The sequence below is a fragment of the Spiroplasma endosymbiont of Lasioglossum villosulum genome (genome assembly GCF_964020195.1).
In the GTDB taxonomy this organism is placed as follows: domain Bacteria; phylum Bacillota_I; class Bacilli_A; order Mycoplasmatales; family VBWQ01; genus Spiroplasma_E; species Spiroplasma_E ixodetis_A.
Window position 1 is genome coordinate 379798 of the sequence record NZ_OZ026539.1, and the last position, 14734, is coordinate 394531.

The following is a 14734-nucleotide window of genomic DNA, read 5'->3' on the forward strand; positions in this document are numbered from 1 at the left end:
GGTGATGTAAATGTTAGAAAATGAAGATAATGTTCAACAAACAACTGAACCTTTAATTGAAAATAATGCTCAACAAGAAATAGAAAATAAAGTTAATGAAGCAAAAAATAAGTTAAATAAACTTAATCAAGAAATTAAAGAAAAAGAAATAATTAATATATTTAAAAAATATCAAGTTAAAACTGAATTTTATGATTTTTTAAAATTTAAAACTAATAATTTAGAAAATTCAAAAATTGAAGAAACTATTAAAAAAATTATTAAAGAACAACTAGTATTTAAAGAAATAATTAATACAGGTGGTAAACAACAAACAATAATAACAAATCAACAAAATTCAATAAAAAGTACATTATTGGATTATAAAAAAAATAATAATTTATAACAGAAAGGAAATCAAAAAATGGCAATACAATTCAATAAAAATTTAGATAATACCGAAAAATTAGTAGAAGCACCAGAGTTTATAGAATTTTATAAACAATCAAATTCACCATGAGCAAGTTTTTTTCCTATCGAAATGGTTAATTCAACAAAAATTGAATTTATAGTTAAAAAACCAAAAAATTCAGAAATTAAAGTATTAAAATGAAATGATAAAAGCAAAGGATTAGATGTTAGTTATGCTGAAACTGTTAAAATTTTAAAAGAAATTAAAGAAGAAGCTGTTGCGGGTGAAATAATTGCTAATGTTGATTTAAATGCTGAAAATGGACAAAATTTATTAAATACAATGCAATATGAAGTTGCTAATGACTTAGCAGATTATTTAGCAAATAATGATACAAATGTAATTGCAAAATATGCAACTAAAATAGAAATTACTGATAAAACACCATTAGGATATTTAAAATCAATGTTAGATGCTTGAAATACTTTATTTCAACTAAGAAATAGTAATAATTGTCGTTTTTTTATTACTAATAATCTTTATGATACTATTGTTTATTTAGCCAATAATAAAGGTCTAATTACTGATAATCAAATTGCTCAACAATTAAGATTAAATGGAAATGATTTATACATCAAAGGTGTACTATCTCAAATTGTAATGGATGATTATATGACATTTACTGATAATAATGAAACTAAAATTATGTCTTTTGTTTTAGCAACACCAAGAGCAATGAAAAGATATATGTTACAAAATACAGTTGTATATGTTCAAGATATTGCTGATGGTAAAGTTGGAAGAAGATATTTAGTTGGTGGAGAAGTAACTGGTGAATCAATACCCTATATAACAGATGAAGAAACAACTTCACGCTGAATGTTATGTGCAATTGTTAATAATGATAAAAATGATTTAAAAACTAAAATTACAAGTTTAACAACTGATATTACTGCAAATGTTAATAACAATAATAGTGAATTAAATACACAAATAAAAAGTACTAATGAACTTAAATCATTAAATCCTAATTTAACAAATCCAACTATTAAATATTTTAGTGATGCACAAGGAAAAACTAATGTAAGTAATCAAAAACAAAAAGCGGGTGACTTATACATAGTTATTTCTTCAAATGTTAATGATTTAAATTATAAAGGTTCAACAAATCCAATTAAAATAACTCTTAAATAAAGGAAATTAATATCATGCCAATCGGTACAACTAGTACAGCAATACTTTTAAACATAAATAAACCAAAACATACTAGAACAAGTAACCAACAAGAAAACAAAAGTTTTTGATGAGAAATTTTAGAAATGATTGGTGTACAAGTTATAGCAGTAGCACTTGCTCCTTTTACTGGTGGATTAAGTGAAAGTTTTGCACTTGGATTAGGTGCAAGTGATTTAGTTGCTAGTATTAGTGCTGTTGGTGTAGAGTTTTTAACTGATTTTACTATTAATCAAGTTTATGATTATTTAAAAGGAAATGTAACAAAATTAAATACTTTCTTTAATATACTTCCTGCATTTGCTGGACTTAATAAAATTAGTCGTGGTTATCGTACAAGTAAATTTATTAAACTAGCACAAAAAACTAAAACATTAGAACAAGTGGGAATTAAAGAAGCAAAAAATTTACAAGAAATTATTAGTCAAGTAAGTGGAAAAGAAATTTTAACAGATAAAATTATTGGTAATAAACGTTATTTAATGAATTATAGTTTTACTCCTAATCGTGAAACAGTATTACGAGATTTAGGTTATGTTGCTGAAAGACAATATAAAAATAATTTTCAAAAATTAGAAGCACAAGAGTTAAAAGATTACTTATTATTACAAAATACATTAATAAAACTAAGTCCACAATTAACTCCTAAATTTAAAATTAAAGATATTGAAAAAGCAAATAACTTTTTAAAAAAATTTAATACTGATTTAAAAGAAGTATTAAAAATGAATCAACATGATTGATTAAATTTAGTTCATACAATACATACAGAAAATAGATATGGAAAAACTTTAATTTTAGATTTACAAAAAATTCGTGCTAATGCTATTAAATTTAATTTTAAAAATAATGTTATTCATCAACTTGTTTTAAAAACAAATCAAACTTTTAAATATTTTGATATTAGATTTTATTTAAAAAAAGGTTTAAATAAATTTTGAAAAGATACACCATATTTTGAAAAAATACGAGAAAGTATATATAAATTACAAGAAAAACTTGAAGAGTTAGAAAAACAAGCATTTGAAAAAATTCAGAAATTAAAAGAAAAAGCAACTGATTTATTTACTAGTGCAGAAAAAAGAGCAATTAAACACGCACAATTAATTCCATTAAATTCACCAGTATTTATGGGTTGTAAAATTCAACCTTTGTCATTAGATAAATGTGCAATTACTATTTATCATCGTAATCCTAAGTATAAACCAATTACAGTTGTTGATAGTATTCTTAAAGCAAAAACTTTTGTTACTCAAATACATCCATTTCATTGATATCGTTGATATAGTGGTTGATACATTGGTTATGGTGTTAATCGTAATAAATGATTAAAAGCAATAGCATTTGCTCCGCCAGTTATTCAACAAATAATTAGAGATAGTTTTAAAGTATATAGAGAAATATTTAGAACTATTAGAACTTATCATAAAGTAATAAATGTTATTAATAATCCTATTGAAAATATTAACAAATCATTTAAAAATGTTGGTTTAAAGTTTTCAGTTAATACTTTATTTGGTACTGGATTATTACATCATTTGGAAAATTTTGCATATAGTCAAGTTGTAGAAAAAGGTAAGAAAAAATTACAAAAAGAAATTATTCATATATCACATAGAAAAACTAAAACAAAAACTAAACATTATAAAAAAGCATTTTTTAAGGAATGATAAATTATGATTAATAAACTTTGAACTGGTGTCAGTCTAGAAAATTATAATAACTGATATCCATTAACTGGAAAAATTACAGAAACACCACAGCAATATATACAAACATGACCAAATGTTAATGATTGATTTAAAACTTTTGCTATTCGTACTCAAAATGATATTAATGCTTATCTTGGTTTTATTTTATCTAAATTTCCTTTTGATAGTTTTAAAGATGAATTAATTAAAGAAACATTAAGAGATATGGTTTATGTAACCGCTGAACATTGAGTATTTAATCGTACACCAATTGAATTTAATGTTGATGCTACTATTCAGTTTAATAATGGTAGTCAATTTAGTGCAAATAGTATTCCTACAATTAATGTTTGAGATTTAGCACCAAGTAGAATGAAAATATGGGCAAGACTAACAGAATTAAAACAAATATTATCAAATTATAATGATGATGAAATAGATGTTGAAAAAATTGATTTAAAAGCATTTTATACTAGAAATCAAGTTGATGAATTAATCGAACAACAAAAAGAATTTACATTATCAAAACAAATTAAATTATATGATGATTTAGTTGATGATAATGAAAATGAAATATATAGAGGTCCTGTTAGTAAATTTATTAATAAAGGTTATGTTGCAATTGATTATGATAAAGAAACTGAAACAATGATTTTAGATTGACCTGATGAAATTGGTACATTACCACCCGAAGCATTACAAAATAATCCACAAATTGGTGATTATACACATGCACCAACTTGTGATTTTTCTGCTAAACAACAAAAACGAATTACTACAAATGAAAATAATATTAAATTATTAGAAACTAAAGTTGATAATAATATCAAATCAATAGAAAATAAAATTGAGATTAATAAACAAAATATTGATGATATTAAAAATAACTGATTTAATATTGAAACTAGTCCATTATGAAAAGAGATATCTAATGAACTTTCAACTGATAATTTAAATAAAGAAATATTAGTAATATGAGGTTATATTTATGAGAGTGATATTTATAAATATAAATATACTAGAAAATCTATATTTAAATTAAATGAAGAATATGCAATAAAATCATATACTCTATTAGATACTTTTTATTCAGATAAAACTAATAATATTAGATTATATTTAACTTGCAGTAATTATAAAATTCGCGCTAGTGCTACACCCGGAACATATTATTCAGGATTTATTTCTAAAATATATCAATATCAAGGAACTGGAACACCAACTGAATTTATATCGGAAGAAGGTACTGAACGTGATTATTATACAAAACTAGAAACTAATAATTTATTAGATAAAAAACAAAATAAATTAATTGCTGGTACTAATATAAATATTGATGAAAATAATAAAATTAGTGCTACTGGTGGTGGAATTGACCCAACTAATTATTATACAAAACCAGAAGTTGATAAAAAATTAGAAGATACAAAAGCATTATTTCCAATTGCTTTTTCTATGAATGCTATTGGTCAAGAAATTCCTAATTTAGAAACTACTGATAAAACTATTGTTGGTGCTATTAATGAGTTAAAAGAAAAAATAAAAGATAAAAAGTTTTCAAATGATTATTTTAAATATAATACTGAAACAAATGAAATTTTACTAAATGATGAAGAAAATTCATTACTTTGTAAGGATTTATTAGAAAATAATGAATATAAATTATTAAAAACTCAAAATAAAAAATTATTACAAGCAATTAATGAAATATTAGAAAAACAACCACAATCAAGTCCAAGTAGTTCAAATTGAAAAGAAGTAGGAACAAGAGAAAAAAATAAATGAGATAATTGACAAATTACTTATGATTTTCAAGAGAATAAACATTATAGAGTTTATTATTCTTGAAGTATATATAATCCAGTTTATACTATTCAAGAATTTATTATAATTGATAAAAAAATTGCTGGTGTACAAATACAAACCTTTAATGATAGTGCTAATATAGTAATTTTATCAGTTCAACATGCAAAATTGATTACTATTTATACTGGAAAAGGTAATTTAAAAGGTAATGTATGAAAATTAGAAGAATTACAGGAATAAAATTATGATTTGAAAAATTATAAAAATTATTTTAAGTTTAATTGGAGTTTTATTATCTTCGGCTATTGCAGGTTTAATTATATTTATTATTGTAAAAATTGTATTAAAAATTAATCAAATATTTTAGAAAGGTGGTGAATATTATTTATGCTAAGTCGTTTTTTTAGAAAAGATAGAAGTAATATTAGTGATAATCAAAATGAAAAAGTAAAATTTTTAAGTAATAAAAATAAAAGTACACATGCTTCTATTTTAAGTTATTTTGGTTTTAATGATTTTAATCATGAAACTTATTTTACTGATTTTGTAGCAGAAAATAACGTTAATTTATATAATGCTCCATTAGATATTAATAATGAAACTATTAAACAATATTTAATTCAACAAGAATTTTATAGAAAAAATTGAAATTCTATTTTTAAATTAAGTAAATTAGGAATTAGTGGTTATTTAATTTATATTGCAAATGATAATTTATATTTTCAAGTAGTTGATATCCAACAAAGAGTTTATGATATTACTGGTAAATTAATTCAATGTACTATTTTTTATGATAGTTATCAACAAAATGCACAAACTGTAAGATTATTTGAAGTTTATACGTTAAACAATGAACAAGTAACAATTAATCGTGCAATTTATAGTATTAATGATAATAAAAAACAATTTCCATTAGATTTTAAATCATTCATTAATAACCCTAATTTAGCACAAGAACAAACACTAAATATTAAGTATATACCAATAGCAATTATGCGAAATAAAGCAAATGAATTAGCAGATTGTGATAAAGTAATGGATAAAATTAAAGCATTAGATGTTATTTATGAACAAATTGTTTTAGATACTATTTTAAACTCACCAAAGTTTATTTTTAGTCAAACTTATGGTAATGTTCAATCAACATTAGAAGAAGCAGTAAGAACATTAGTTACTAAAAACTACATATTTAAAAGTGGTGGAGATAATAATGAACAAAACGAAAATATCAATATGACAAATAGTAATTTCAAAGGTAAAAATTTAACTGATATATACGATTGAAATGTTAATGAAATATTTAAACGTTGTGGTATTCATATTCCAAGTCAAAAAAAATCTGCACAACAATCAGTTCCCAAAAGTACAGCAGTAAATATTTCAACTATTAATTATATTGAACAAAAATTATGACAATTTAATATTGATATTCTTAAATTTATTCAAATATTAATACGTTTAGACAAAGATTTATTAAATAGTAAAACCTTTAATATTAATGATGAACAAGAAATTAATAACTTAACAGTTAAATTAAAGTTATTTAATCCTGAAAATAACCAATTAATAGGAGAGAACAATGGAAAACAACAACAAACCACAAACGAAGTTTCCACAGAAACAGAAACAAACTAAACTTAATCAAGCAGAAGTAGAAAATGATTATTTAATTGATAATATTCCTTATGATTTTACTAATATGATGAGTGCTACTAGTGACCCGGATATTAATAGAGCATACGATGAATTTAAAAAAAGAACTATATATATTTATGAAATTGAACGTTTATTTAAAAATAATGAAAATAATAGTTTAAGATTTTCAGCAAATACTATTAAAATAGGTTTTATTGATATTGATAAAGTATTAAAAACTACTGCTGCTGAAACATCAGACTTTACTATGCAATTAAATCAAAGAGCAAGTACTAATATTAATGATAATACTATTGAATATAGTATGACTGATATTAAAAATTTAATTTTTCAAGAAATAAATTTATTAAATCAATTTAAGTTATATGCTGTATCTATTAATGAACCCTTAACTGAAAATAATATTGATAATTTATATATCATTAATAATTATTCACAACCTTATCAAAATCCAAAAACAAGAAGTACTAAAAGTATAACTATTATTAAAATTAAAGATTTTAAAACAAGAGATGGTTATCCAATCATTATTAAATTACAAAAACCATTAGACAAAGATACAAAAGTAATTGGTTTAAAAATTAAATCCCCTAGAAGCATGATTTTTGGCAATATAAAGGTACTTGGTGAAGTTGACAATATGGAAGTATACCCAAAGTTATTTGTCAAAGATAAGATAGCATTTCCCTTGTTATCAATGCCTATTGAAACTCAACCAAAAGTTAGAATATTACAACAATGATTTAGTGAACAAATTTTACCTTGAAATTTAGCAAAACAATTTATAGGACAAGAAAAATCAGTTTTAGATTTAATTAAAATTAGTACTGGTACTGTAACAAGAAAAGAAGTTATTAATAATGCAAGAGTAACTGATACTTGATTAGGTTGGGAAATGGGTGCTGTTTGAGATGGTAATTGACCATTAAAACATGAAATACATTTGGAAGATAAAAAAGTTTTATCTTATAGTAATGAAGGATGATATGTTTATCTTGCAACTAATAATAGATTTAAAAGTATAGCAATTGAAATACAAGATGCGCCAACAATTGATAGTTTACAACAGTTATTATTAGATATGTTAAGTTATACATATAACTATAATAGAAATTTTAATGGTGCTTTATACAATGACAAAGGAAAAGCAATAAATAAGATGGCAGAATTACGTGATACATTTTCAGGACAAAAACCCGATGAAATAATTACTAACTTATTTAAACAATGGGAGTTTGAATATCCAAATTATATAAAATTATTGCAAATTAAAGTATTTAAACAAGTATTTATTATGTTATCAAAATATATTTATTCATCATTATCAATAAATAAAGGATTAAATGATGATAATAAAATATTATTACCTTATTATTTTGAATTAAAATCAAGCCCAATAAAACCTACTAAAGATGATATTTGAAGATTTACAGATATAAAAGTAATATTAAAATCTGAATATTTTGATTTTACAGATATTAATAACATTAAGTTAAAAAATAATGATATTAGCCAAAATCAATTATTTAAATTAGATGATAATCAATTTAACTGATTATCTATAACTAATGAACTTGAAAGTAATAATATTCCGTCATTAATTCCTGCTGATTGAACATTAGGTAATGGAGAATATGGAAAGTATTTTACAAGAGCAATTATTAGTAACAATAAAATTGAAAATGCTTTAAATTTATACGGTTCAAATAAATCTCAATTATTTTCTAAATTAGAATTTTATAAAGAAATTTCACAAATTGATAATAATAATCAATTTGAATTACTAATTGAAAATCCGATTAATAACTTAAATCGGATTGAAATTAGTGGTATATTTGGTGCTGGTAATTATGAAATAATTTTAATAACTGATAAACAAGAAATAAATTTAAAAAATATTAATTTATTTGATAAATATAATGAAAATATTTCTTATATAAATATAGAAATTTAATTATCAAAATATCCATCTGGATAAATACCATCTCATTTTATGTCATAATCAAGAATTTGTTTAACACTAAAATATAAATTTATTTTATGTTCATCACTTGTTTCATGTGATCATATTGTTGTTCCAGCCCCCCCCAGTAGACTGTATAATCATGTCCTAAATATGACTTATAATTATAAGTTTTATAATATGACATTATACTTAATAAAAGTGCAGCTATAACAGCAGTTCATAATATTATTTTTTTATAATTTATTTTAATTCATTTTTTAAAATTATTTAATTTTTTTCCTTTTTCTTCTTTTTCATTTTCTATATTTTTTATCATTTCTTTGCTATCTTGCATTTTAATTCTCCTTTTTTCCTTGATTTTACTTTTAAATTGTACTATTTTTGATTATTTTTACAAGTATGCTTTTAAATGCAAAATAACATCTAAATTAAAGGCGTTTATTTTATGAGACCTATACTATTAATTATATTGAAATTGTTTATTATATAGCAAATGTGAAGATGCTTTTTTTCACAGTAGCATTATTTTTACCTCTAATTACATTTTTATATGGATATAGTGCATAAAACAAAGCATCATATGGGTCTTGGTACATATTTTTGTCTGGAATGTTAGTTTTTGTTTCATCATAACGTAATTCTTCTAAACATTGAGTAGTTTTTGGTAAATCATCTTTATTAGCATAAAAGTTTCCATAACTCATAATATTTCTCATTCAAACCACTCTATTAGTTAATCCTGCTTCTTGATTTAAATTTGAAGCATGTTTAATAGCAGTTTGTGTTATTAAAATAGTATTATGTTCATCTATTAATTTTTGATTTAATCAATCCATTGCTGTTCTTGCTTTATCATCATAAAAATAAATTACTTGGTCAAAATTTTCAAAATTATCCATTAATCCTAAAATTTCATTAACATAAGCATTAATTTTTTCGTTTTCATTAATAAAATCGTTTGGAGTAACTACTAATTCACAAATAACATACGGGTCATAATAACCAGTATTATTATATTCTTTAAAACCAACTACCATAAATACAGTATGGTCTTTTGGTCCCGTAGTTCAATCAATACCAACACTATAAAAATCAAATTTATACATATCTTTTTCTTGATTATAAAATTGTTTTAAATTATATGATTGTCAATATTTTACTGTTTTTTGAAATGGAAAAATTGTTGCATCACTATCTAAAAATTCAAAACCATAATAAACAGTATTAAATTCATCAGGATTACTTTTTTTCATTTCTAATAATGTTCTTTTTTGAATTTCAGGTAATTTATTTCAAAATGGTTGAATAGTAAATCTTAAAACAAATAAACCTAAACCACTAAATATGTCTTGATTTTCATAGTAAACTTTACCAACTTTTTTAAGATTATTCATCACTTTATCATTTAATGGTAAAAATGGCGTACAGTATTTTAAATAAAATGGATGATATTTATCATATGGATTACATGTAAAAGTAATAAAGAAACTTTTGTAAAAATAGCGAGTAATCTTTTGTCCAAATGTACTACTATATATATTTTTATCAATAAATGTTCAACTTCACTCTTTAATTGGTTCATTTGACACTTTAATTCTGTTGCTTCTAAACATAGAGTTTTGTAATCTTTCATATCGATATGTTAGTTGCTTTTCTGTTAAAGTTTCTTTTTCTTCAGCCATTATTATTTCATCTGTTCTTGAACCTAAAAAACTTGACCCACCCGCTTCTTTTCCAAAAATTTTATTACCATTAGCATAACCAATAAAATCAATTTGTTGATTATTAGGAAAAATGATACAACCACCATCCTTAGTTATTTTTCATTTAATACCATGTGGGTTATTAGGTAGTAAATTAATATCATATTTATCTAATAAAACTTGACAAACATTCATTAATGCACCAATTGTAGTTTCACTATGAGTATTTTCATATCTTCTTACTTCTTGGACACTACTATCACTAAAATTACAACATATAAATAAATCAAATGCTAAACAGTTTCAAGTTTTTCTTGTTCCACGTGCAGTTGGTACAAAACGATAAAAACAATTGGTAGTAAAAAATTCTGCTCATTCATCACCAACAAATTGTTTAAAAATATCTCAACTAAAACCATAATTATTATCACTAAAATTAAGACTATATTTTTTATTTAATTGTGCATAACTAGTGATAAAAGCCATATTTACTCCTTATTTTTTAAAAAAAAATTAAACTTAAATTATTAACAAACAAAAATTAGAAAGGAACATTAAAAATGTTTATATTACCATTTACTAATAATTTTGATTGAGATAAACATGATTTTAATCAAGATGAATTAAGTTTAAAATAAACAGAAGAATTATTTTCCAAAATAGATGATTATTTATGAAGTATATGTGATAAATCTGAATATAAATCATATAGATTTAGAAAAAGAAAATTAAAAACAAAAAAGGGTTTACTAACTTATAAACGGCGTATTTATAAACATTATAACATAGAAAAACAAAAAACTGAATACGTATCCTTATTAGATAACTATCTTGGTGTTAAAAAATATAGTAAGCTTGCACCAAATGTTATTAAACAAATTTTAAAATATTTTGCTGATGATAAAAAGTATCGTGATGTTTGTGATACTTTTATTGAAGGTTTAATAAGCAATAGTACAGTTTGTAGAACATATCAAAAATTTGAATTACCAAAAGCAAATATACCTAAAATAGTATTAGAAAAAAATCAAACTTTATATATAAATATTGATGATGGACATAGAAAATTTAAGTTTAATGAAAAACACAATACTAAAAATTGTAAAAAATGTTCTATGAGATTATTAGTATTTTGTACTGGTAAAAAGAAAAATGGAAAATTAATTAATAAAAGAGCAGTTTGTAAAATAAGAGTATCAAAAACAGAAATTGGTGCAGAAAAAACAGCTAAATTTATTCAAAAATATGGTAATTTATATTTTGAAAACTTTGACCAAGCAAATTTAATAGTTTGTGGTGATAGTGCAAAATGAATTAGAAAAACTGCTACAATTTTAAATGCTAAATTTATTTTAGATAAATTTCATGCTTTTCATGTTTTATTTCTTGGAATAATGGCTGGAAGAAGAAAAAATAAAATCACTAAATTACACTATCAAAATGCAATAACTTTATTTGAAAAAGGTCAATATTATGAATTAATTGATTTTTTACAATCATTAACCTTACAATATAAAAAATTAAAAGTTGGTTATTTTATTAATGCAAAAGATGGTGTATTAAACCAAGCATTAGTTGAAAATATTGGTTGCTTTACTGAAACTAATATTAAACAAATTTTAAAACATATGATTGATGATAGAACTTATAATATTGATATGTATACAAAAATGGTTAATTTTAAATGCTATCAAATAAATACTGCCATCCAGTTATTATAAATTAAGATTAAAGATTTTTAAAAAAAATGAAAAATAAAATAAAACTTATTAAGTTTTACTTTAATAAGAGTTTTTGAGTTATAAAATTAAGTATTATTATTGACTAATATTTTTCAAGTGTTAAGATTAACATACAATTGCATATTGAAGTCAAAATTATTCTCGTCTAACTTTATAATTTTAAGACAAATTTGAATCTTATTGACAACATCGGTACGCTCCCAATATTTTAATAATGATTTGCTATTATTTTTTTGTTTTTTTGTTATATTATAAGTAGTAATATTTATTACCAATTTTGCGATGAATTGCAAAGCAACGAGCACTAAAATCCCAATATATTTATTTAAAATTTTAGTTTATTATTTTATTTTAAAGTAACTATTTTTCTTTTAAAGGAGCACACATTACCATGGCAATTAAAGATGTACAAAGAGATGGCAATTGTTTATTATGAGCAGTAATTGTTTCATATTTAGAACAAGTTAAAACTAATAAAAACCAATTTAAAAAAAGATATAAATCACTTTTTGGTATAGAAATCGGTTGAGAACGAATTTTTAATTTTGTTGATTTTAATTTTACTGATAAAGAAAATGAAAAATTAGTTAAAGTCTTTCGTAATCGTATTTGTGATTATATTGAAATAAATTTAGATACAAAACGGCCAGATAATAAAGCTAACTTTAGATCAATGTTATTAGATAGTGAAATCAATAAAAAAAATAAAGAATTGTATCCTAATAATAGTGAAGATACACAAATAAGAAAAACTTTAGAACAAATGAGAAAAAATGGTGAAATAACAGGTTCTGTTGAAATTGAAGCGATTTGTAATATTTTAAATTGTGATATTATTAGAATTAATGAAGATTTTGATGTTGCAAGTAGGGAAAGATTTGAACCAGATAATGTAATTGCTAATAATGAGGTGAAGTTATACTATCAAGCTCGACATTATCAATATTTTTCAAATGTTACTAATCAAACACCAGCAAAAAGGAATGAGGAAGAAACTACAAAAGTAGTGACGCCTTCATTTGAAGTTAATTCAAGTAATAATAGTTCTCAAGAAAGTATTTTATTTCCAAGAGAGGAAAGTGCTGATTTTTTAATTAATGCTAGATTGAAACTTAAAAATCAGTTGTCTGATAAAGAAATTAATGAAGAAACACAAAATGCTATAATTGATATTTTTATTGAAGATATAATTAAACTACCAGCACATCAAAAAAATGAAATATTAGAAAAATCTATTTTTGAATTAAATAATCAAGATCAATTATTTACAAATCCTAATCTTGTTTTTGAATCATTTATTAAACCAATAATTAATAGTTCAAAAACAGGAGATCAACAATTATTAAAAGAAAGTACTAATGCAAATACTAATTAATTAGTATTATCAATTTTATATTTATTGATTTGTTATATTAATAAAAAATAACCAAATATTTGGTTACTTTTAGTATATTTTAAATTTATTTTACTTGGTATTTAATAGTTGTATTTATATTAAAAAAAGAATTTGGTAAATGTTTGTTTTCATCATAATTATGTAAAAATACTCACAAATTATGAAGTTTTAATTCTTGATTATCAGTAATTATCATTTGTTCTGGTTTAAAATGAAAATAAATTCCTTGTTCCATTAATCCAATTTTATAATGTGATATTCTAATTTGTCTAATATAATTTTCCAATTTTGTAAAAATTTCTTTTTTATTTGTTTCTGTAGGTTTTACATCTATAATTCAAGGATCTATTTTAAATTTTGCTTCGATAGATTTTTGAAGAAATGCAAAATATTCCTTATATGCCTCAACATATTCCTTGCCATATCTTTCTTTATCAGCAGCTACTTTTATTTTTTTAATAATTTTTTCTAATTTTTCTTCTTCAGTATCAATTTTTGTAATTGTAATGTTAACTTTTCCTGTATATTTACTGTCGGCTTTAGCATGTAGTTCTGCTGAACCAGCAGTTCCTTCTGATGCTGCTTTGAAGTTTTTAATTTCAACATCATTAGCAGTTACATCTTTGTTTTGTTTAATGATTTCATCAAGAACTGTTTTTTCGGTATTAAATTTGTTACCGTCAACTTCTTTGTTAGTAATTTTACTGTCTAAAGCGATTTTGTCTTTTGCAGTAATTGTAATGTTAACTTTTCCTGTATATTTACTGTCGGCTTTAACATGTAGTTCTGCTGAACCAGCAGTTCCTTCTGATGCTGCTTTGAAGTTTTTAATTTCAACATCATTAGCAGTTACATCTTTGTTTTGTTTAATGATTTCATCAAGAACTGTTTTTTCGGTATTAAATTTGTTACCGTCAACTTCTAACTTAGTAATGATAGAACTTAATTCTTTTTTTGGTTCTGATTTTGTGCTTTTTGTAGCAACGACAGCTAATACACCAGTTGTAATTAATATTTTTTTATAATTTAGTTTTCTTTTCATATTTCACCACTCCAACGTGTTATTTTATCATTTTTGCTACATTAATATCAAATTGCAACAATTGATTGAAGAAATATTGATGACTATTATTGATTATTTATATTTGTA

At 22.8% G+C, this 14734-nt stretch carries 12 protein-coding genes; 9 read left to right on the forward strand and 3 right to left on the reverse strand.

The window, feature by feature from the left end; genetic code table 4:
• Positions 1-10 precede the first annotated feature (10 nt).
• Genes AACK81_RS02250 through AACK81_RS02280 form a run of 7 tightly spaced genes read left to right on the forward strand, consistent with a single transcriptional unit; the run spans position 11 to position 8731 of the window.
• Positions 11-385 carry a hypothetical protein gene (locus AACK81_RS02250; protein WP_338962162.1) on the forward strand — a complete coding sequence of 125 codons (375 nt, stop codon included), beginning with the start codon at positions 11-13 and terminating at the stop codon, positions 383-385.
• An 18-nt stretch (positions 386-403) separates the two neighbouring features.
• The gene (locus AACK81_RS02255; protein ID WP_338962165.1) at positions 404-1585 is read left to right on the forward strand and encodes a hypothetical protein; all 1182 of its coding nucleotides are present in this window, start codon (positions 404-406) and stop codon (positions 1583-1585) included.
• A gap of 14 nt (positions 1586-1599) precedes the next feature.
• Positions 1600-3297, forward strand: coding sequence for a hypothetical protein (locus tag AACK81_RS02260; protein WP_338962168.1), 1698 nt, complete (start codon positions 1600-1602; stop codon positions 3295-3297).
• A 3-nt stretch (positions 3298-3300) separates the two neighbouring features.
• Complete coding sequence (locus AACK81_RS02265; protein ID WP_338962170.1) at positions 3301-5361, forward strand: hypothetical protein; 2061 nt, start codon at positions 3301-3303, stop codon at positions 5359-5361.
• A gap of 4 nt (positions 5362-5365) precedes the next feature.
• Entirely contained in the window at positions 5366-5488 is a 123-nt protein-coding gene (locus AACK81_RS02270) for a hypothetical protein (protein WP_338961822.1), read from the forward strand.
• A 20-nt stretch (positions 5489-5508) separates the two neighbouring features.
• Positions 5509-6756 carry a hypothetical protein gene (locus AACK81_RS02275; RefSeq protein WP_338962171.1) on the forward strand — a complete coding sequence of 416 codons (1248 nt, stop codon included), beginning with the start codon at positions 5509-5511 and terminating at the stop codon, positions 6754-6756.
• Positions 6701-8731, forward strand: a complete 2031-nt coding sequence (locus AACK81_RS02280; protein ID WP_338962173.1) for a hypothetical protein — start codon at positions 6701-6703, stop codon at positions 8729-8731. The genes AACK81_RS02275 and AACK81_RS02280 overlap by 56 nt, the downstream gene beginning before the upstream one ends.
• Before the next feature lie 79 nt (positions 8732-8810).
• Here the strand turns inward: AACK81_RS02280 and AACK81_RS02285 are convergent, their stop codons facing one another.
• On the reverse strand, positions 8811-9077 hold the full coding sequence (locus tag AACK81_RS02285; protein WP_338962175.1) for a hypothetical protein: 267 nt from the start codon (positions 9075-9077) through the stop codon (positions 8811-8813).
• Positions 9078-9225: 148 nt separating this feature from the next.
• Entirely contained in the window at positions 9226-10932 is a 1707-nt protein-coding gene (locus AACK81_RS02290; RefSeq protein WP_338962178.1) for a hypothetical protein, read from the reverse strand.
• A 260-nt stretch (positions 10933-11192) separates the two neighbouring features.
• On the opposite strand from AACK81_RS02290, the gene AACK81_RS02295 reads away from it, so the two are divergent.
• Both AACK81_RS02295 and AACK81_RS02300 read left to right on the forward strand, forming a co-directional pair.
• Entirely contained in the window at positions 11193-12167 is a 975-nt protein-coding gene (locus tag AACK81_RS02295; RefSeq protein ID WP_338963019.1) for an Mbov_0401 family ICE element transposase-like protein, read from the forward strand.
• Between the two features lie 412 nt (positions 12168-12579).
• Positions 12580-13563, forward strand: coding sequence for an OTU domain-containing protein (locus AACK81_RS02300; RefSeq protein WP_338962181.1), 984 nt, complete (start codon positions 12580-12582; stop codon positions 13561-13563).
• Positions 13564-13648: 85 nt separating this feature from the next.
• On the opposite strand, the gene AACK81_RS02305 is transcribed toward AACK81_RS02300, so the two are convergent.
• Positions 13649-14626: a hypothetical protein gene (locus AACK81_RS02305; protein WP_338962183.1), complete on the reverse strand. Its 978-nt coding sequence runs from the start codon at positions 14624-14626 to the stop codon at positions 13649-13651.
• Positions 14627-14734: the final 108 nt, after the last annotated feature.